The 17,595-nt window shown below is 68.9% G+C and carries 21 protein-coding genes; 9 read left to right on the forward strand and 12 right to left on the reverse strand.

Annotation, left to right across the window (positions count from 1 at the left end; all coding sequences use genetic code 11):
• Positions 1–8 precede the first annotated feature (8 nt).
• Both KF889_13870 and KF889_13875 read left to right on the forward strand, forming a co-directional pair.
• Entirely contained in the window at positions 9–767 is a 759-nt protein-coding gene (locus tag KF889_13870) for a dienelactone hydrolase family protein (protein MBX3500531.1), read from the forward strand.
• An 11-nt stretch (positions 768–778) separates the two neighbouring features.
• Positions 779–1,084, forward strand: a complete 306-nt coding sequence (locus KF889_13875; protein MBX3500532.1) for a hypothetical protein — start codon at positions 779–781, stop codon at positions 1,082–1,084.
• A gap of 120 nt (positions 1,085–1,204) precedes the next feature.
• On the opposite strand, the gene KF889_13880 is transcribed toward KF889_13875, so the two are convergent.
• Entirely contained in the window at positions 1,205–1,987 is a 783-nt protein-coding gene (locus KF889_13880; protein MBX3500533.1) for an SDR family oxidoreductase, read from the reverse strand.
• 79 nt (positions 1,988–2,066) lie between these two features.
• The gene (locus KF889_13885; GenBank protein ID MBX3500534.1) at positions 2,067–2,864 is read right to left on the reverse strand and encodes a matrix metalloproteinase-11; all 798 of its coding nucleotides are present in this window, start codon (positions 2,862–2,864) and stop codon (positions 2,067–2,069) included.
• A gap of 125 nt (positions 2,865–2,989) precedes the next feature.
• Here KF889_13885 and KF889_13890 point away from each other — a divergent pair, with 125 nt between their 5' ends.
• Entirely contained in the window at positions 2,990–3,550 is a 561-nt protein-coding gene (locus KF889_13890) for a flavin reductase family protein (protein ID MBX3500535.1), read from the forward strand.
• A gap of 42 nt (positions 3,551–3,592) precedes the next feature.
• Here KF889_13890 and KF889_13895 read toward each other — a convergent pair whose 3' ends face one another.
• Both KF889_13895 and KF889_13900 read right to left on the reverse strand, forming a co-directional pair.
• Positions 3,593–4,213 carry a carboxymuconolactone decarboxylase family protein gene (locus tag KF889_13895; GenBank protein ID MBX3500536.1) on the reverse strand — a complete coding sequence of 207 codons (621 nt, stop codon included), beginning with the start codon at positions 4,211–4,213 and terminating at the stop codon, positions 3,593–3,595.
• Between the two features lie 109 nt (positions 4,214–4,322).
• Positions 4,323–5,174: an isocitrate lyase/phosphoenolpyruvate mutase family protein gene (locus tag KF889_13900; protein ID MBX3500537.1), complete on the reverse strand. Its 852-nt coding sequence runs from the start codon at positions 5,172–5,174 to the stop codon at positions 4,323–4,325.
• 111 nt (positions 5,175–5,285) lie between these two features.
• Between KF889_13900 and KF889_13905 the strand changes: the two genes are divergently transcribed.
• The 3 genes from KF889_13905 to KF889_13915 are packed head-to-tail and all read left to right on the forward strand — an operon-like array spanning position 5,286 to position 7,686.
• Positions 5,286–6,239, forward strand: a complete 954-nt coding sequence (locus KF889_13905) for a LysR family transcriptional regulator (protein MBX3500538.1) — start codon at positions 5,286–5,288, stop codon at positions 6,237–6,239.
• On the forward strand, positions 6,236–6,583 hold the full coding sequence (locus KF889_13910) for a hypothetical protein (protein MBX3500539.1): 348 nt from the start codon (positions 6,236–6,238) through the stop codon (positions 6,581–6,583). Before KF889_13905 ends, KF889_13910 begins: the two co-directional genes overlap by 4 nt.
• Positions 6,580–7,686, forward strand: a complete 1,107-nt coding sequence (locus tag KF889_13915; protein MBX3500540.1) for a 5-methyltetrahydropteroyltriglutamate--homocysteine S-methyltransferase — start codon at positions 6,580–6,582, stop codon at positions 7,684–7,686. The genes KF889_13910 and KF889_13915 overlap by 4 nt, the downstream gene beginning before the upstream one ends.
• 8 nt (positions 7,687–7,694) lie before the next feature.
• Here KF889_13915 and KF889_13920 read toward each other — a convergent pair whose 3' ends face one another.
• Positions 7,695–7,862 (reverse strand): hypothetical protein, encoded by a 168-nt coding sequence (locus KF889_13920; protein MBX3500541.1) that lies wholly within the window; start codon positions 7,860–7,862, stop codon positions 7,695–7,697.
• Positions 7,859–8,887 (reverse strand): 5-methyltetrahydropteroyltriglutamate--homocysteine methyltransferase, encoded by a 1,029-nt coding sequence (locus KF889_13925; protein MBX3500542.1) that lies wholly within the window; start codon positions 8,885–8,887, stop codon positions 7,859–7,861. The genes KF889_13920 and KF889_13925 overlap by 4 nt, the downstream gene beginning before the upstream one ends.
• 86 nt (positions 8,888–8,973) lie before the next feature.
• On the opposite strand from KF889_13925, the gene KF889_13930 reads away from it, so the two are divergent.
• The 3 genes from KF889_13930 to KF889_13940 all read left to right on the forward strand — a co-directional run bounded on the left by KF889_13930 (position 8,974) and on the right by KF889_13940 (position 11,503).
• Positions 8,974–9,381, forward strand: coding sequence for a hemin receptor (locus KF889_13930; protein ID MBX3500543.1), 408 nt, complete (start codon positions 8,974–8,976; stop codon positions 9,379–9,381).
• A 55-nt stretch (positions 9,382–9,436) separates the two neighbouring features.
• Positions 9,437–11,008, forward strand: a complete 1,572-nt coding sequence (locus KF889_13935; GenBank protein ID MBX3500544.1) for an FAD-dependent oxidoreductase — start codon at positions 9,437–9,439, stop codon at positions 11,006–11,008.
• A 72-nt stretch (positions 11,009–11,080) separates the two neighbouring features.
• Positions 11,081–11,503, forward strand: a complete 423-nt coding sequence (locus tag KF889_13940) for a VOC family protein (GenBank protein ID MBX3500545.1) — start codon at positions 11,081–11,083, stop codon at positions 11,501–11,503.
• 216 nt (positions 11,504–11,719) lie between these two features.
• Here the strand turns inward: KF889_13940 and KF889_13945 are convergent, their stop codons facing one another.
• From KF889_13945 to KF889_13970, 6 genes are all read right to left on the reverse strand, one after another.
• Entirely contained in the window at positions 11,720–12,187 is a 468-nt protein-coding gene (locus KF889_13945) for a DUF3237 domain-containing protein (GenBank protein ID MBX3500546.1), read from the reverse strand.
• Positions 12,188–12,282: 95 nt separating this feature from the next.
• Positions 12,283–12,708 carry a rhodanese-like domain-containing protein gene (locus KF889_13950; GenBank protein ID MBX3500547.1) on the reverse strand — a complete coding sequence of 142 codons (426 nt, stop codon included), beginning with the start codon at positions 12,706–12,708 and terminating at the stop codon, positions 12,283–12,285.
• Between the two features lie 10 nt (positions 12,709–12,718).
• Positions 12,719–14,029: an aspartate aminotransferase family protein gene (locus KF889_13955; GenBank protein ID MBX3500548.1), complete on the reverse strand. Its 1,311-nt coding sequence runs from the start codon at positions 14,027–14,029 to the stop codon at positions 12,719–12,721.
• Between the two features lie 79 nt (positions 14,030–14,108).
• Complete coding sequence (locus tag KF889_13960) at positions 14,109–15,599, reverse strand: NAD-dependent succinate-semialdehyde dehydrogenase (GenBank protein MBX3500549.1); 1,491 nt, start codon at positions 15,597–15,599, stop codon at positions 14,109–14,111.
• A 49-nt stretch (positions 15,600–15,648) separates the two neighbouring features.
• Positions 15,649–16,791, reverse strand: coding sequence for a hypothetical protein (locus tag KF889_13965; protein MBX3500550.1), 1,143 nt, complete (start codon positions 16,789–16,791; stop codon positions 15,649–15,651).
• On the reverse strand, positions 16,791–17,555 hold the full coding sequence (locus KF889_13970; protein MBX3500551.1) for an SDR family oxidoreductase: 765 nt from the start codon (positions 17,553–17,555) through the stop codon (positions 16,791–16,793). Before KF889_13970 ends, KF889_13965 begins: the two co-directional genes overlap by 1 nt.
• Positions 17,556–17,595: the final 40 nt, after the last annotated feature.

Raw genomic sequence — 17,595 nt, forward strand, 5'->3', positions numbered from 1 at the left:
GAAGAGCGATGTCATTCTACCGAGGCCTGAGCTGCGAGAACGTGACCATCAACGGTCACCAGGGAACGCCGATCACCGCGTACACGGCCAGGCCGGAGGGCAAGGGACCCTTCCCCGGCGTCGTGCTGGTCCATCACCTGCCGGGCTGGAGCGAGCTCTACATCGAGACCACGCGCCGCTTCGCGCATCACGGCTACCTCGCGATCTGCGCCAACCTCTACCAGCGCGAGGGCGGCGGCAGCGACGGCAACCCCGACGACGTCGCCGCCAAGGTGCGGGCCGATGGCGGCATCGCCGACGCGCAGATGGTCGGCGACACCGCGGCCGCGGTGCAGTGGATGCGCGCGCAGGCCGATCACAACGGCAAGGTCGGCGTCTTCGGCTCCTGCTCCGGCGGCCGGCACGCCTACATCTACGCCTGCCAGAAGAAGGACGTCGACGCCTGCATCGACCTGTGGGGCGGCCGCGTCGTGATGCCCAAGGAATCGCTCAACACCAAGACGCCGACCGCGCCGATCGACATGACCGGGGAGCTCTCCTGCCCGCTGCTCGGCCTGTTCGGCAACGACGACCGCGCGCCCAGCCCGGAAGAGGTCAACCAGCACGAGGCCGAGCTCAAGAAGCACGGCAAGAACTACGAGTTCCACCGCTACGACGGCGCCGGCCACGGCTTCTTCTACTGGCATCGCCCGCTCTACCGGCCGGATCAGGCGATGGATGGCTGGAGCAAGGTCTTCGCCTTCTTCGGCAAGCATCTCGCGAAGTAGGAGGCGTCGCCATGTGCACCTCGATCATCGAGATCGCGCGCGCCGAGGGCATGGCCAAGCGCGGCGATGAATGGTTCCCGCTGACGCGAAGCGTGGTCGCCTACGACCACGCGCGCCACGCGCCCCTGGGCGACGTCATCACGCTCGACTTCTTCAACACCACGCTCGACGCCGGCGCGCGCGCCGCTGTCGAGCTCACGCTTGAATCGGCCAAGGAGCTGCGCGCCGCGCTCGACCGCGCCATCGCCGCGGCCGAGTTCGAGGAGGCTGAGGTGCGGGGCAAAGGCGCCGTGCCGAGCCTCGTGCGCGCCGCTTAGGAGACCTGGAGCGGACTGCGCACGACCTGCCCCGTCTGTCATCCCGAGCGCAGCGAGGGATCCAGGCAGCGTCCCTGGATCCCTCGCTGCGCTCGGGATGACATCGTGTCTCGATTCGCGTCACACCGTGCGGAAGCCGCCGTCGGCCATGATGATGCAGCCCGTGACGTAGGCTGACATGTCCGAAGCGAGGAACACAGCCGGTCCGGCAATGTCCTCGGGCTTGCCGGCCCGGTTCAGCGGCGTATGCCGCATCACCATGGCCACCATGTCGGGGTTCTTCGCGCGCGCCTCGGCGTTGATCCTCGTCTCGATCAGGCCGGGACCGATGGCATTGACGCGCACGCCGTCCTTGCCGAGCTCGGCCGCCAGCGCGCGGGTGAAGCCCAGCACGCCGTGCTTGGAGGTGGTGTAGGCCGCCGAGTTCGGCCAGCTCACATGCACGAAGGACTGGATCGAGCCGATGTTGACGATCCGCCCCTTGGTCGCGCGCAGCTGGTCGAGGAAGGCGTGCGTGACGTTGAACACGCCGTCGAGATTGATCGACAGGATGTCGTCCCAGTCCTTGCGCACCGCGGCCGCGTCGCCGGTGATCGGATTGCGCCGGTTGATGCCGGCGTTGTTGACCAGGATCGAGATCCTGCCGCTCCTGGCGATCTCGTCGGCCGCCGCCCGGCAGGCATCGCGGTCGGTCACGTCGAGCGTCATCGCCGAGGCCTTGCCGCCTGCCGCCGCGACGAGATCGACGGTCTGCCTGGCGCCCTCGGGATTGCTGTCGAGCACGATCACCCGCGCGCCCTCGCGCGCATAGGCCTGGCAGATGCCCTGGCCGATGCCCGATCCGCCGCCGGTCACCGCCGCGATATGCCCTTCGAGTAGTCCCGCCACACTGTCTCTCCACATCTGAATGGAGCGACAGGCTACGGCGCCCGTTGGCCGCGCGGCAAGGCGGCCGGGCGGCCCGGCAGCAGCTCCGGGCGCGTCAGAACGCAGGCTTGACGGCGGCGACCGGCACGACCATCGCGGTCGGACCGCCGGCGGCATGATAGGGCCGGACAAACTGAATCGGCGTGCCGTTGATGTCGGACAGCTGACCTGACCATGCCGAGCGATACAACTTCTTCAGGTCGGCTCTGTCGGCTTTGGTCAGCTTGCTGTCCTTTCCGTAGTTCATGATGCTGAACTTGTGATGCGTCCCGAAGATCTCCGACGGCCATGCGGTCTCGGAGACCTTTGCGAAGAAGTGCCGCAATCCGAAGATGTGGCCGATCTCGTGGATGAGCGTCTCGACCTGCTCCTCGGCGGTCTGCTCGAACATCTTCGGGTAGACCACCAGCTGGTGGCGGCCGGCATCGGGAAAGAACGCGCTCGCCAGGACACAGCCGCTGATGTTGCAGTCGTCGGCCGACCTCATCACGATCTCGAAGTCCCACACATCGTCCTGCTGCGCGAACTTCACCGGCGCGGCATCCCCCCAGGCGAGCATTGCTTCGCCCAGCAGCCGGGTGACGCTCGCTTTCATGGCGTCGGGATCCGCGAGAGACTCAAAGGAGCCGTCGCGGAACTTCCAGCGAAGGATGGTTCCCTTCTCCCACAGCGGGATGAAGCCCTCCGACGCGTGGACCACGATCTCGAGCGGCGACAGCGCCCTGGGGGCGCTGTGGCCGGCGCTCTCGGTATCGCAGCGGACGCCCTTTCGGATGACGTGAACTTTGGGTTCCTCGCGCGACGCAGCCCGTCGAGGGCTGGAACCTCTGGACCTGGTGCTCGCTCGTGCCATGGCAGGTTCCCCTCTTGTTTCGATTGGTCATGCTGATGGCCCCCGCAGGGTACGATGTGTTCACGGACAAGTAAATCTCCGGTTGATCGCTGCCGACCAACGCAACCCGACGCGATGGAGGTCGCATGAACAGGCACCGCGCAAAAAAGGACTACCCACTGGTCGACATCAGGCGTCACCTCGAGACCGGGCCGATCGTGCTGGTGAGCTCGGCGTGGAAGGGCCGCACCAACATCATGACCATGGGCTGGCACATGATGATGGAATTCTCGCCGGCGCTGTTCGGCTGCTACATCTGGGAGCGGAACCACAGCTTCGAGATGATCCGCCGCTCGCGGCAATGCGTGATCAACGTGCCCACCGTCGACCTCGCCGACCAGGTCGTGGGCATCGGCAACACCAGCGGCGCCTCGGTCGACAAGTTCGAGAGGTTCGGCCTGACGGCGGAGAAGGCTGAGCAGGTCGAGGCGCCGCTGATCCGCGAGTGCTACGCCAGTTTCGAGTGCCGCCTCGCCGACTCACGCCTCATCCCGCGCTACTCGCTGTTCGTCTGGGAGGTCGTGAAGGCGCATGTCGCGACCTCTCCGAAGCGGCCGCGAACCATGCACTACCGCGGCGACGGCGAGTTCATGATCGCCGGCCGCACGCTCAATCTGCGCCGCAAGTTCCGCGCCGATCGACTCTAGGGCGCGGACACGATCCGTCAGGGCGGGATCGCCACGCGCCCGCTACGGTGCGTGCTTGCCGGCCGACCAGCCGCGCGCAACCAGGTGCTCGGCCGCGAAGGCGAGCGGCGCCGGCTCCAGGTCGCTGGCCATGGTGTCGTTCCAGCGGTTGAGCCAGCCGAACAGCGAGATCACAGCGACGACCTCGACGATCGCAGTTTCCGAGAAATGCCGGCGCAACTCGACGAAATGCGCCTCCGTCGTCTCGTTCGGCGTTCGCCCGGCGGCGAAGCCGAGCGTGATCGCGGCGCGTTCGGCCGGCGTGAAGGCAGGGTCGCTGTCGTAGGTCATGAAGCGATCGACCTTGTCGGCCGCCACGCCACTCTTGTAACCATTGGCGGCGGTGTGCGCCTGGCAGTAGCGGCAGCCGGCCGCCAGGCTCACCGCGTGGGCGACATGCCAGCGCGTGGTGGGCGGCACTTCGCCCTGGCCGCGCAGCACTTCGCTGGCAAGCGTGGCGAAGGCACGCAGCAACGCGGGCTTGCGCGCCATGATGCGGTAGCTGGTGGGAACATAGCCGCCCGCGGCCGCGACCCGGTCCGCGATATCCTGCGCCTCGCCCATCGCGTCGGCGGGCAACGGCGCGACGCGTGCCGTGCCGCCACTGGTCGATCCCGATGCCATCGGCACCCTCCCTTGATGCGCGACGGCACAATGCCTCCATCTCCTCGACGATGCCAGTGGCCCTCGGCGCATTCCTTCAACCGCGAAGGCGAGCCGCTCGTGAGTAGCGTCAGGTCTGGCGCGCGCGGCTGAACAGCGCGTTGAGCTCGCGCCCCGGCAGCTGACCGGCGGCGAAGCCCAGCGTGCCCAGCTCGGCGAGCTCGCGCACGCTGCGCTGCACGAAGCCCAGCGCGGCGCGGGCGATGGCGCCGCCCAGGCTGACGCGCGCCACGCCGGCATCCAGCAGGTCGGCGACCGGCAGCGCCGTTCGCAACCCGGTGACGATGTTCACCGGCGCGCCGCATTCCTTCACGAAGGTGCGGATGGCGAGCAGATCGGCGATGCCGGGCGGATAGACACAGTCGGCGCCGGCCTCGCGGAACAGCCTGGCGCGCCGGATGCCGCTCTTCAGCGCGTCCTCGCCGGGCACCTGGAAGGCGTCGGTGCGTCCGCAGAGCACGAAGTCGCTGCCTGCAGCGTCGATCGCCGCGCGCGCGGCGCGGATGCGGTCGGCCGCGAGTTGCTCGTCGAACAAGCCCTCGATCCGCGGCGAGCGATCCTCGATATTGCCGCCGGCGAGGCCGGCTTCGATCGCCAGCCGCACGGTCTCGGCCACGTCCTCGGGACGATCGCCGTAGCCCTCCTCGAGGTCGCCGTTCACCGGCAGAGGCACCGCCTCGACGATCTCGCGCATGCGCTCGAACATCGCGGCGCGCGGCACCGCCAGTCGCGCATCGCGCACGTTGTAGTCGGGCCGGCCCATGGAGAAGGCGATGCCGGCGCTGGTCGTGGCGATCGCCGCCACGCCAGCCTCGGCGAGGATGATGGCGCTGCCGGCGTCCCAGGCGTTGGGCATGACGAAGCCGCGCGGCGCGCGATGCATGGCTTTGAAGGCGGCCGCCTTCTGCTGCTGGCTGGGCATGGACCCGTTCTCCGCTCAAACGTTGCGATGGTGCTTGTCTAGTTGGATCGTGCTCATGCGTCCAATTTGTAGTATTTCTGAACTTCATCAGGATCTTTTATGGACACGGACATGGATGCCGAGGCTCTGGCCACGTTTCTCGCGGTCCATCGCCAGAGGGGCTTCTCGAACGCCGCCCGCTTCCTGCATCGCACGCAGCCGGCGATCTCGCGCCGCATCGCGCTGCTGGAACAGGAGCTGGGCGTGAAGCTGTTCGAACGCGCCGCGGGCGCAATCGCGCTCAGCCAGGCCGGCCGAACGCTGCTGCCCCACGCCGAGCGGGCGCTCGCCAGCCTGCGCGACGCCGAGGACGCGATCCGCGCGCTGGCGACGGGGAACGCCGGGCCGCTGACCATGGCGATCGTCGGCACGCTGGCCGGCACCGACCTCACCGGCGTGCTGCGCCGCTTCGCGCGCGACCATCCCGCCGTCGAGCTTGTCCTGCAGACGGCGCGCAGCGGCGAGGTCAGCGACCTGGTGCGCCGCGGAGAGGTCACCATCGGCCTGCGCTACGACCGCGACCGCTCGGGCGATCTGGAGGCGGAGAGCCTGGGCAGCGAGAAGCTGCTCGTCGTCTGCGCCGCCGCGCATCGCCTGGCGGGCCGCATGATCGGCTCGCTCGCCGCCCTGCGCGACGAGCGCTGGATAGGCTTTCCCCGCGCCTCGCAGCCACCGGCGCTGCCCGGCTCGCACATCGTCAGCGTCTTCGCCGCCCGCGGGCTGGGCGAGCTCGACTGGATGGCGATCGACAGCCTCACGGCGCAGAAGCGCCTGGTCGAGGCCGGCTTCGGCGTGGCGCTGATCCCCGCCAGCAGCGCCGAGGAGGAGCTGGCCGCCGGCACGCTCGCCACGATCGGCGTGCGCGGTCTGGACGTCGGCACGCCGGTCTTCATCGTCACCCGAAAGGGCGGCTATCTCAGCGCCGCCGCCGTCAGGCTGCTGGCGCTCCTGCGCACCCAGTACACGGCCGGCTGGCGCCGCGCCCCCCCGACGCGCTACACCAGGGCAAAAGGGAGGACGCGATGATCGGATCGGACTGGATCCTGGTCGTCACCGCCGATGTCGACGCCGACATCGAGGCCGATTGGAATGCCTGGTACGACACGGTGCACGCGCCGGACGCGCTGGACTGCCCCGGCGTGCGCAATTGCCTGCGGCTGATGGACGAGCGACCGGCGCGGGTACGCGGCATGGACGCGCGCGCCGGCGACAATGGCCGGGCCTACGTCACGATCTACGAGATCGACGGCCCGCACGTGCTGGAGACGCCGCAGTTCCAGGCGATGCGCGGCTGGGCCCAGTTCGCCGACAAGGTCCGCTCGACCACCCGCTGCTTTCGCGTCACCAAGAAGGAGTTCACGCGCTCATGACCCGCCCGCCGTTCCGCGCCGACCATGTCGGCTCCCTGCTGCGTCCCGCGCACCTAGCCGAGGCGCGCCAGAAATGGAAGCGCGGCGAGATCACCGGCGAGGCGCTGCGCGCCGTCGAGGACGAGGCAGTGCGCGAGGTGGTGGCATTGCAGGAGAGCGTCGGGCTGCAGAGCGTCACCGACGGCGAGTTCCGCCGCGACTACTGGCACCTCGACTTCATGTGGGGCTTCGACGGCGTCGAGCCCAGCGAGGAGGAGTTCGTCGTGCCGTTCTCGGGCGGCCAGGACTTCATCGCGCCGGCGGCGCGCGCCACCGGCAAGGTGCGCTATCCCGCCAGCGGCATCATGCGCGAGCACTTCCGCTTCCTGAAGTCGGTGACGACGCGCACGGCGAAGTTCACCATGCCGGCGCCGACCATGTTCCGCCACCGCTCCGGCACCAAGGTGATCAACGAGCAGGTCTATGCCGACGCCGACGCGTTCTGGGCCGATCTCGGCAAGGCGTACAACGAGGCCATCCTCGACTTCGCCGCGATGGGCAGCCGCTACATCCAGCTCGACGACGTCAATTCCTGCGTGCTGTGCGATACCGACATGCGCGCGCGCATCAGGCAGCAGGGCGATGATCCCGACCGCGTGCTCGACCGCTACATCGGCGCGCTCAACGCCGCCGTCGCCGGCCGGCCGGCCGACATGGTGGTGACGACGCATATGTGCCGCGGCAACTTCCGCAGCGAGTTCGTCGCCAAGGGCGGCTACGAGGCGATCGCCGAGAAGCTCCTGTCGCAGGTCGCGGTCGACGGCTTCTTCATGGAGTACGACGACGAGCGCTCCGGCGACTTCGCGCCGCTGCGCTTCCTGCCCAAGGGCAAGATGGCGGTCCTCGGGATCGTGACGTCGAAGCGTCCCGAGCTGGAAAGCAAGGACGCGCTGAAGCGGCGCATCGAGGCGGCGGCGAAGTACGCCCCGCTGGAACAGCTCTGCCTCAGCCCGCAATGCGGCTTCTCCAGCACGCATCACGGCAACAACCTCACCGTCGATGAGCAGAAGCGCAAGCTCGCGCACATCGTCGAGGTCGCGCACGAGGTCTGGGGCAGCGCCTGAGGCGCGCCCTACGCCTTCTCGAACACCAGCGCGATCACCACCAGGACCGCGGCGACGACGACGCCGCCGGCGACCGTCTGCCACCCCTGCGGCCGGCTGCCGCGCAGCCACATCGCCAGCACGGCGGCCAGCACCAGCAGCGCGCTGATCAGGGCGAAGAGCTGGTTCTGGCTCACAGCTTCGCCCGTACGCGCCGCGCGCCCTCGACCATTGCCGCCATCTTGCCGTAGGCGGTGGCACGCGGCAGGTACTTGAGCCCACAATCGGGCGCGGCGATCAGACGCTCGGGCGCGATGTGCTCGAGCGCCGCGGTCAGCCGCTTCTCGATCATCTCTGGGGTCTCGACATTGGGGTCGCCGAGGTTCAGCACGCCCACCATCACGCTCTTGCCCGGCAGATCCTTCAGCACTGCGAGATCTAGGTCGGGCTCGGCCGCCTCGATCGAGACCTGCGCCGCGCTGGTTCCGTTGAGCTCGCGCAGGAAGGCGTATTGCCGGGCCTTGGTCTTCACGACATAGGCGTAGCCCATGCACAGATGGATCGCGGTCGGGCCCTCGACGCCGTGCAGGGCGCGCTCGATGGCCTCTAGCGCGAAACCGCGCGCCTTCTCGGCGTTGGGCGACAGGTAGGGCTCGTCGATCTGCAGCACGTCGATGCCGGCGGCCTTGAGATCCTTGAGCTCGGCGTTGACCGCGTCGGCGTAGGCCAGGGCGAGCTTGCGATCGTCGCCGTAATGCTCGTCCTTGGCCAGCATGGTCATGGTGAACGGGCCGGGCACCGTGATCTTGGTGGCGCGCCCGGTGTTGGCGCGCAGGAAGCGCGCCGCCGCGAGCTCGACCGGCTCGCGACGGCGGATCGGGCCGATGACGCGCGGCACCTCGGTGGGCTTGCCGGTGCGGCCCGGCACGACGCCAGGCCTATCGAGGTCGATGCCGTCGAGCGCATTGGCGAAGTGGTTGAAGTAGCTTTCGCGCCGCACCTCGCCATCGGTGACGATGTCGAGGCCGGCGCGCTCCTGGTCGCGGATCGCCAGCAGCACCGCGTCGTCCTGCGCCTGCTCCCGCAGGTCAGGTGGCTGACGCCAGACGCTCTCCATGCGCGTGCGCGGCGGGCCATGCGAGAGCAGCTCGGCCTTGTCGACCAGCCAGTCCGGCTGCGGATAGCTGCCGACCAGAGTCGTCGGGATCAACGGCAACGCCATGCGCATTCTCTTTCCTTGCTCGTCGCCACACTCTATAGGCTTGGCCCCAATGTTGCAGGGGGTATCGAGAACCAATTGGGGGCCTCATGACACCGGAGCAGATCGCCTTGGTGCGGTCGAGTTTCGCCAGCGTCGTGCCGATCAAGGAAACGGCGGCCGACCTGTTCTACAGCAGGCTGTTCGAGCTCGACCCGTCGCTGAAGCCGCTCTTCAAGGGCGACATGAAGGAACAGGGCCTGAAGCTGATGGCCATGATCGGCACCGCCGTGGGCGGGCTCGACCGGCTCGACAGCATCGTGCCCGCCGTGCAGGCGCTGGGGCGGCGGCACGTCGGCTACGGCGTGAAGACCGAGCACTACGACACCGTCGGCAGCGCACTGCTGTGGACTCTCGAACAAGGCCTTGGCGCCGCCTTCACGCCCGAGGTCAAGTCGGCGTGGAACAGCGCCTACGGCGTCCTTGCCGGCACGATGAAGGAGGCCGCGGCGGCGTAGGCTTGTCGCTCGCCGGTCTCGGCCCCTAGCATGGCCGATCATCGGGGGGTGAAACATGACAGGCGAACTCTCTCGACGGGGCCTCGTGCGGCTGGTCGGCCGCGCTGGCGGCGCCGTCGCCGTGCGCAATACCCTCGGCGCGATGGGCCTGCTGGCGCCCGCCGTCGCCTGCTCCGAGGTGCGGCTGGCCCAGGGCTCGGGCAGCGGCGTGCGCGTCGTCATCCTGGGCGCCGGCATCGCCGGCATGACTGCAGCGCACGAGCTCAGCAAGGCCGGCTATGACTGCCGCATCGTCGAGGCGCGCGCGCGTGCCGGCGGCCGGGTCTGGACCCTTCGCGGCGGCGACCGCCTCGACGAGGTCGGCTCGAGCCAGCGCGTCGAGTGGCAGGCCGATCGCGACACCTACTTCAACGCCGGCGCTGCGCGGTTGCCGCATCACCACCAGGGCATCCTCGGCTATTGCCGTGAGTTCGGCGTCGCGCTGGAGCCCTTCATCAACGACAACCGGGGCGGGCTGATCCACAACGACCGCGCCCTCGGTGGCCGCCCGCAGTCGCGCCGCCGGATCCAGGCCGACATGCGCGGCGCCATCGCCGCGCTCGCCGCCCGCAGCCTGCCGGCGAACGCCACGGCGCTGCGCCGCCTGCTGCGCGGCTTCGGCGATCTCGATTCGGCGATGCGCTATGTCGGCTCGCCGCGCGCCGGCTTCGAACGCGCGCCCGGTGCCGGCGATCAATCGGCGATCCAGCTCAAGCCGCTGCCGATCGAGGAGATCGCCCGCCTGCTGGCCGACGACAACACCGAGACCGGCATGCATTTTCCCGACGGCTGGGAACAGGCGCCGACCATGATGCAGCCGGTCGGCGGCATGGACCGCATCGTCGACGGCTTCGTGCGCTCGGTCGGCCGCATGGTCAGCTATGACAGCGAGGTGGTCCGCATCGCGCGCGGCGGTGCCCGGGCGCAGGTCGTGGTGCGCAACCGCCGCAGCGGCACGATCAGCACCATCGAGGCCGACCACGTGATCTGCACCATCCCCCTCACCGTGCTGAAGGGCATCGACAGCGACTTCAGCGATCCGGTGCGCCGCGCCATCGCCGCCGGCAGCGGCGTCTACATCCCGGCGGTGAAGGTCGCCTACGAAGCCAGCCGCCGCTGGTGGGAGCTCGACCATCAGATCTATGGCGGCATCAGTTGGACCAGCCGCGAGATCACGCAGATCTGGTATCCGTCGAACGCCTTCCACGCCCGCACCGGCGCGATCGTCGGCGCCTATATCTGGGACCACAAGGCGGGCACGAAGTACTCGGCGATGACACCGGCGCAGCGCGTCGCGGCAGCGGCAGCCGACGCCGAAGCCGTGCATCCCGGCTTTTCGAGGATGGTCGGCAAGGGCCTGACCGTCGCCTGGGCCAAAGTGCCCTTCTCGATGGGCGGCTGGGCGGAGTGGGACGAGGACCGCACGGCGCGGCGCGACCACTATCCGGTGCTGGTCGCGGGCGATGGCCCAGTGCAGTTCGCCGGCGAGCACATGAGCCATATCAACGGCTGGCAGGAAGGCGCCGTGCTGTCGGCCCAGATCGCGGTGCGCCGGATCGCCGAGGCGGTGCGTGCCCGGCGGGCCTGAGGGGCTTTTGACAAGCGGCCGGCGGGGCGCCTAGGCTCCCTGCCGCACGGCTGCTCTCCGATGGAGGAACCCATGGCCGCCAGTCTGCTCGAGCACTACAACATCTTCTGCAAGGACCTCAGCGCGACGGTCAAATTCTACGAAAAGTACGTCGGCCTGCGCGACGGCGACCGCCCGCCCTTCAACTTCCCCGGCGCCTGGCTCTACGCCGGCGAGCAGGCGGTGGTGCACATCGTTTCCGAGAGCGGCCGCAAGGATCACGGCAGCGGCGCCATCGACCACATCGCCTTCCGCTGCCACGGCCTGAAGGACACGCTCGAGCTGCTGAAGAAGGACGGCGTGGCGCACGAGCTGCGCCAGGTGCCGGCGCGCCCGCTGCAGCAGGTTTTCATCCGCGATCCCGACGGCGTGATGATCGAGATGAACTTCTGGGATGAACCGGTGGTCGCCAAGCCGCGCAAGGAAGGCGTGATGCACGCCTCTGAGGCGATCTAGAGCGACGAGCCCGAATCGGCGCCGCCCTGTCATCCCGAGCGCAGCGAGGGATCCAGGGAAGCTGCCTGGATCCCTTGCTGCGCTCGGGATGACAGGTGGGTCCGATTGACCGCTCGATGCTCTAGCCCGACGCACGCACGTCGTCTTTCCGAGCGCAGCAAGGAATCTTTCGAGATCCCTCGCTGCGCTCGGGATGACAGGCGGTGTGCTCGGAGCCTACAGAATCTGGAAGACCTCGTAGATCGGCCCGCTCGCCTCGCGGCGGCCGACGCCGACCGAGATGATGCGGTTGAGGAACGAGTACTTCTCCGACGCCGTCTCGAAGCGCGGCGCGGTGCGGAAATAGTACTCCGAGGGATCGACCTTCTCGCCTTTGGCCAGGCGGTCGAGTACCCATTGCGGGCCGTGACGCAGGCCGCGATAGCTCATGTAGATCAGGTGCCCGTCGTGCGTCTTCAGCGTCAGCCGTACGTCGAGCTCCCACACGCCGTCGGCGCGCACGGTGATCCAGTCGCCCGCCGGTGTCGGCTGCACGGTGCCCTTGAGTTCGTCGCCCTCGAAGGTGCCGCCGGCGACCGTGGCGACGCGGCGATGGCCATAGGGCGTGACGCCCATGTCGTCGACGGCGCCGACGTCGAGGCGGATGGTGAAGAGGTGGGCGCTGCTGAGCGTCGGTTCGGACATCGTTGGTTCTCTGATTGACGCTGTCATCCCGAGCGCAGCGAGGGATCTTGGCGTCGATGATAGATCCCTCGCTGCGCTCGGGATGACGGAGGCGCCTAGCTCTTCGATCCGCCGGCGAGCTTGGGCTCGACGGTCTCGACCGGCGCCCCGGCCTTCTTCCAGGCGCCGAAGCCACCCTCGATATGCGCCACCGGCGTGAGCCCCATGTCCTGCGCCGTCTTGGCGGCCAGGGCCGAACGCACGCCGCCGGCGCAGAAGAACACGAACTTGTCGCCATTGGCGAAGAACGGCTTGTGGTACGGGCTGCCGGGATCGATCCAGAACTCGAGCATGCCGCGCGTGACGTTGATCGCGCCCGGCACGCCGCCGTCGCGCCAGATCTCGCGCGGATCGCGCAGGTCGATGAAGGTGGTGCCCTTCTGCCCGTGCATCGCCCTGGCCTGCTCGACGTTCAAGGTCTCGATCTCCTTCATCGATTCGTCGAACATCTCTTTCACGCTGCGCTTGATCTCCAGCGGCATTGCTCTCTCCTTACGCCACAGCCTGGTCGATGGCCCGTTCAAGCACGGCGCACATCGTCTCGATCTCGTCGTCGTCGGATATGAACGGCGGACCCAGCATCAGCAGGTCGGTGACGCCGATGCCGCCGGGATAGATCCACACGTTGTTGTCGAGCGCGTGCTTCATCGCCTTGTTGGTCACGGTGCCGGGCGTCGCGAAGGGTTCCAGCGTCTCGCGATCCTTGACCACCTCGATACCCCACAGCATGCCGCGACCACGCACTTCCGCGACATTGGGATGCTGCTTCAGTCGCTGCAGGCGACGCTCGAGCTTGGCGCCGGCGACCCTGGCTTTGGCCAGCATGTCCTCGTCGCTCACGATGCGCAGCACCTCGTCGGCGGCGGCGCAGGCCGCCGGGTGGGCGCTGTAGGTGTAGAACATCGGCGCGTCGCCGATGCGCGCCAGCGGCTCGGCGATGCGGTCGGAGGCGAACAGGCCGCCGATCGGCGCATAGCCGCCGCTCATGCCCTTGGCCGAGACCATGACGTCGACTTCGATGCCCTCGGCCTCGTGCGCGAAGCGCGGCCCGGTGCGACCGAAGCCCGAGATCACCTCGTCGGCGATCAGCACGATGTCGTGGCGATCGCAGATCGCGCGCAGCCGCTTCCAGTAGCCACCAGGCGGCACCAGCGCGCCGCCGCTGCTGCCGACCACCGGCTCGGCGATGATGCCGGCGATCGTGTCGGCGCCCTCGCGCCGGATGATCGCCTCGATCTCCTCGACGCAGGCGACCTCGCAGGACGGATACGTCTTGCCCAGCGGGCAGCGCAGGCAGTAATGCGCCGGAGCCTTGGGCGTCTCGCGCGCCATGCCCTTGATCGCCGCGCGCCGCGCGGTGTGGCCGCCGATCTCCAGCGTGGCGACAGTCGCGCCGTGATAGGAGAAGCTGCGGCCGATCACCTTCCAGCGCGAGGCGTTGCCCTTGGCGACGTGGTACTGCCGGGCCAGCTTGACCGCGGCCTCGACCGCTTCCGAGCCGCCGCTGGCGAGGAAGATCCGCGTCAGGTTCCTGGGCAGCCAGTCGCGCTTGAGCCGCTCGACCAGCTTGGCGCGCTCCGGCGTCACGAAGGGCGGAATCGCATAGGCCAGCGCCGACGACGCCCGGGCCATCGCCGCGCCCGGTTCGGGACGGCCATGGCCGATATTGACCAGCATCGCGCCGCCGCCGGCGTCGAGAATGCGCCGACCGTCGGACGTGATCAGATGACATCCCTCGGCGCCGACGATCTCCAGCGCCATCGGCCACGGGGTGAACGGCCAGGCGGGTTTGGTGTCAGGCATTCGATCCATCCTCACTGTCATGTCGAGCGCAGCGAGACATCTAGATCCCTCGCTATGCTCGGGATGACAGACAACTCCATCACATGCCGCCGATGCACAGGTACTTCGACTCGAGGTACTCGTCGATGCCGTACTTGGAGCCCTCGCGGCCCAGGCCGGACTCCTTGACGCCGCCGAACGGACCGACCTCGTTGGAGATGATGCCGGTGTTGATGCCGACCATGCCGCTCTCGATCGCCTCGGCGACGCGCCAGACGCGGCCGATGTCGCGGCTGTAGAAATACGCCGCCAGCCCGAACTCGGTGGCGTTGGCCAGCCGCACGGCGTCGGCCTCGGTCTCGAACTTCACCAGCGGCGCCACCGGGCCGAAGGTCTCCTCGCGCATCACCAGCATCGCCTCGGTGACGTTGGTCATCAGGGTCGGCTCGAAGAACGTGCCGCCACTGCCGTGGCGATGGCCGCCGACCACGACCTTGGCGCCCTTGCCCAGCGCGTCGGCGACATGCTGCTCGACCTTGGCGACGGCGGCATCGTCGATCAGCGGGCCCTGGTTGACGCCGGCCTCCAGCCCGTCGCCGACCTTCAGCTTGCGCACGGCGGCGGCGAGCTTCTCGGCGAAGGCGTCGTAGACGCCGGCCTGCACGAAGAAGCGGTTGGCGCAGACGCAGGTCTGGCCGGTATTGCGGTACTTCGAGAGGATCGCGCCTTCGACCGCAGCGTCGAGATCGGCGTCGTCGAAGACGATGAACGGCGCGTTGCCGCCCAGCTCGAGCGAGATCTTCTTCACCGTGCCGGCGCAGGCCGCCATCAGCTGCTTGCCGATCTCGGTCGAGCCGGTGAAGGTCAGCTTGCGCACGGTTGGATTGGACGTCATCTCGTTGCCGATCTCGCCGGCATCGCCGGTGACCACCGACAGCAGGCCCGCGGGCACGCCGGCGCGCTCGGCCAGCACCGCCATCGCCAGCGCCGAGAACGGCGTCAGCTTGGCCGGCTTCACCACCATGCCGCAGCCTGCCGCCAGCGCCGGGCCGGCCTTGCGGGTGATCATCGCCGCCGGGAAGTTCCACGGCGTGATCGCGGCGCAAACGCCCACCGGCTGCTTCAGCACGACGAGCCGACGATCGCGCGCCGGGCTTTGCAGCACGTCGCCGTCGACGCGCTTGGCCTGCTCGGCGAACCACTCGATGAACGAGGCGGCGTAGGCGACCTCGCCCTTGGCCTCGGCCAGTGGCTTGCCCTGCTCGCTGGTCATGATCACGCCGAGATCCTCGACATTGGCCATCATCAGGTCGTTCCAGCGCCGCAGGATGTTGGCGCGCTCCTTGCCGGTCATCGCCGCCCAGCCCTTCATCGCCGCTTCGGCGGCGGCGATGGCGCGGCGCGTCTCGGCCGCGCCCATGCGCGGCACGGTGCCCAAAGCCGCGCCGGTCGCGGGGTTGCGCACGGCGTGCGTGCGCCCGTCATCGGCGTCGATCCATTTGCCCGCGACATAGGCCTGCTCGCGGAACAGGTCCGCATCCTTCAGCCGCGCGCGCAATCCGTCGTCGCTCTTGGTCAAGGTGTCGGGCATGGCATCCCTCCATGTTTCGCCTTGCGGCGCAGTATAGGCCACGCCGCTTTCAGATGTCGCCCAGCAGCGTCAATACGCGCCGCCGCTGGGTCTCATTGACCATCGAGGCCACCAGACGCCGGGCCCGGTCGGAATTCCCGGCGAGCACCAGGTTGCAGGCGACGTTGGCGGCGATCTCCTCGCGCACCGGACGCGCGAGGATCAGGCCGGCGAGATCGAGCACCCGATCGCTCGTCGCGGGCGTCAACGGCACGAGGCGCAGAAAACCGGCCAGCTCGTGGTCGCAACGCGGCGGCAGGCGACCACTGTCGAGCACGCGATGCACGGCGGCATCGGCGATGTCGAGCGCCGCGGATGTATCCGTGTGCACCAGCCGCCGGGCGCGGTCGAGCTCGCTGCGCAGCCTGTCGATCGGCTCGGTGAGGCGCTCGGCCAGGATGGCGGCGGCAGCCCCGTGGCCCGCCTGACGCAGCGCGGCGATCATCGCCACATGCTCGATGTCCGCCTTGGAGCCGGCGAGGGCATCGACGATGCCCGGCGGTATCGACGGCACGTGGCCGGCACGCAACAGCTCGAAGAATGGCCAGGCATTTCCTGCCCGGATCGCCTGCAGCACCAGCGCCATCATCCGCTCGGTATCGCCGAGCACGGCATAGGCGGCGATCAGCGAGGCGATGACCGGCTCGATCCCGTCCGGCAGATCCGCCAGCAACGCCTCGGTCGCCCGCAACAGATCGGCATCGCGGTCGGCGCACGCCACGGCAATGAACTCCTGGGCGATCTCGAACCGGCCGCGGCGGACCCTGCGGACCTTGAACGCCCGCTCGACCATCGCCCGGCGAAGCGCGGGGTGGGCGGCCAGGCAGCCGATCAGCAGCGGGCGCCACTGCTTCAGGTCGCGGTGATCGAGCAGGCCGACGGCGGCCTCGGGCCACTGGGCAATGCGCCGGAGGATGCCGCGCATCTCATCGAGCGTCGCCGCCCGCTGCTGGATGCGCGGCGTGCCCGACATGAAGCGGCCGTCCGGGCCGGCCATCACCTTCGACCAGGCTCTGTCGATGCGGTCGAGCTCACCGACGATGCGCCACCATTGCATCATCACCAGGCGCTGCCCGGCCTCGACGTCATCGGTCGCGCGCGCCGCCGCAAGCTCGCGCTCGAACACGACCTGCCATGGCTCGTTGCGGATCATCACACCCTGCCGCCGTCCACGACATAGAGCTGGCTGGTGCAGGCCGCCGCCTCCTCGCTGGCGAGGAAGACGGTGAACTTCGCCAGGTCGTCGGGCACGAGCCAGCGCTTGAGGCACTGCAGGTCCATCTGGCGCGAGCCGGCCTCGGGCGTGATCCACAGCTTCTCCTGGCGCTCCGTGCGCACCCAGCCCGGCGAGATCGCGTTGGCGCGGATGTTGTCCTTGCCGTAGTCGCGCGCCAGCGAGCGCGTCAACCCGATGACGGCGGATTTCGCCGCGGTGTAGATCGCCATGCCGCCCTGCCCGGTCATCCAGGAGATCGAGGAGTAGTTGACGATCGCGCCGCCGCCCGCCGCCTTCATGTCGGGCAGCACGGCCTGGGCGGCGAAGAACTGGTGCTTGAGGTTCACCGCGATTCGCTGGTCGAAATACTCCGGCGTCACCGTCTCGGTGGCGTGGCGATCGTCGTGCGCGGCATTGTTGACCAGCACGGTGATCGGCCCGAAGGCGGCGCGGATGTCGGCGATGGCGCCGCGCAGCGCGTCGGTATCGGTGACATCGGCGCGCACGTAGCGCACCGCCGCATCGCCGCCCGACAGCTCGTCGGCCAGGGCGCGCGCCGGTGCGTCGGCGATGTCGATGAAGCCGACCTTCGATTTCTGCCGCGCGAAGGCGCGCACGATCGCCGCACCGATGCCGCTGCCGCCGCCGGTGACCAGCACCGTGCGCCCTTCGAGGTCGGGGTAGATCGCGCCGCCGGCCATGCCGTTCTCCCTTGTTTGCGGGATACAGGCTACCACGATG

This window comes from Alphaproteobacteria bacterium (genome assembly GCA_019635875.1).
Taxonomy (GTDB): Bacteria; Pseudomonadota; Alphaproteobacteria; order Reyranellales; family Reyranellaceae; genus JAFAZJ01.

What these genes read in the sequence shown, in the direction of transcription:
- KF889_13925 (MBX3500542.1), bottom strand. Translation starts at nt 8,887, where the DNA reads ATGGCGTTGCCGTTGATCCCGACGACTCTGGTCGGCAGCTATCCGCAG.
- KF889_13950 (MBX3500547.1), bottom strand. Translation starts at nt 12,708, where the DNA reads ATGCCGCTGGAGATCAAGCGCAGCGTGAAAGAGATGTTCGACGAATCG.
- KF889_13900 (MBX3500537.1), bottom strand. Translation starts at nt 5,174, where the DNA reads ATGCCCAGCCAGCAGCAGAAGGCGGCCGCCTTCAAAGCCATGCATCGC.
- KF889_13895 (MBX3500536.1), bottom strand. Translation starts at nt 4,213, where the DNA reads ATGGCATCGGGATCGACCAGTGGCGGCACGGCACGCGTCGCGCCGTTG.
- KF889_13910 (MBX3500539.1), top strand. Translation starts at nt 6,236, where the DNA reads ATGATCGGATCGGACTGGATCCTGGTCGTCACCGCCGATGTCGACGCC.
- KF889_13915 (MBX3500540.1), top strand. Translation starts at nt 6,580, where the DNA reads ATGACCCGCCCGCCGTTCCGCGCCGACCATGTCGGCTCCCTGCTGCGT.
- KF889_13930 (MBX3500543.1), top strand. Translation starts at nt 8,974, where the DNA reads ATGACACCGGAGCAGATCGCCTTGGTGCGGTCGAGTTTCGCCAGCGTC.
- KF889_13890 (MBX3500535.1), top strand. Translation starts at nt 2,990, where the DNA reads ATGAACAGGCACCGCGCAAAAAAGGACTACCCACTGGTCGACATCAGG.
- KF889_13880 (MBX3500533.1), bottom strand. Translation starts at nt 1,987, where the DNA reads ATGTGGAGAGACAGTGTGGCGGGACTACTCGAAGGGCATATCGCGGCG.
- KF889_13955 (MBX3500548.1), bottom strand. Translation starts at nt 14,029, where the DNA reads ATGCCTGACACCAAACCCGCCTGGCCGTTCACCCCGTGGCCGATGGCG.
- KF889_13970 (MBX3500551.1), bottom strand. Translation starts at nt 17,555, where the DNA reads ATGGCCGGCGGCGCGATCTACCCCGACCTCGAAGGGCGCACGGTGCTG.
- KF889_13965 (MBX3500550.1), bottom strand. Translation starts at nt 16,791, where the DNA reads ATGATCCGCAACGAGCCATGGCAGGTCGTGTTCGAGCGCGAGCTTGCG.
- KF889_13875 (MBX3500532.1), top strand. Translation starts at nt 779, where the DNA reads ATGTGCACCTCGATCATCGAGATCGCGCGCGCCGAGGGCATGGCCAAG.
- KF889_13935 (MBX3500544.1), top strand. Translation starts at nt 9,437, where the DNA reads ATGACAGGCGAACTCTCTCGACGGGGCCTCGTGCGGCTGGTCGGCCGC.
- KF889_13870 (MBX3500531.1), top strand. Translation starts at nt 9, where the DNA reads ATGTCATTCTACCGAGGCCTGAGCTGCGAGAACGTGACCATCAACGGT.
- KF889_13945 (MBX3500546.1), bottom strand. Translation starts at nt 12,187, where the DNA reads ATGTCCGAACCGACGCTCAGCAGCGCCCACCTCTTCACCATCCGCCTC.
- KF889_13960 (MBX3500549.1), bottom strand. Translation starts at nt 15,599, where the DNA reads ATGCCCGACACCTTGACCAAGAGCGACGACGGATTGCGCGCGCGGCTG.
- KF889_13940 (MBX3500545.1), top strand. Translation starts at nt 11,081, where the DNA reads ATGGCCGCCAGTCTGCTCGAGCACTACAACATCTTCTGCAAGGACCTC.
- KF889_13885 (MBX3500534.1), bottom strand. Translation starts at nt 2,864, where the DNA reads ATGGCACGAGCGAGCACCAGGTCCAGAGGTTCCAGCCCTCGACGGGCT.
- KF889_13905 (MBX3500538.1), top strand. Translation starts at nt 5,286, where the DNA reads ATGGATGCCGAGGCTCTGGCCACGTTTCTCGCGGTCCATCGCCAGAGG.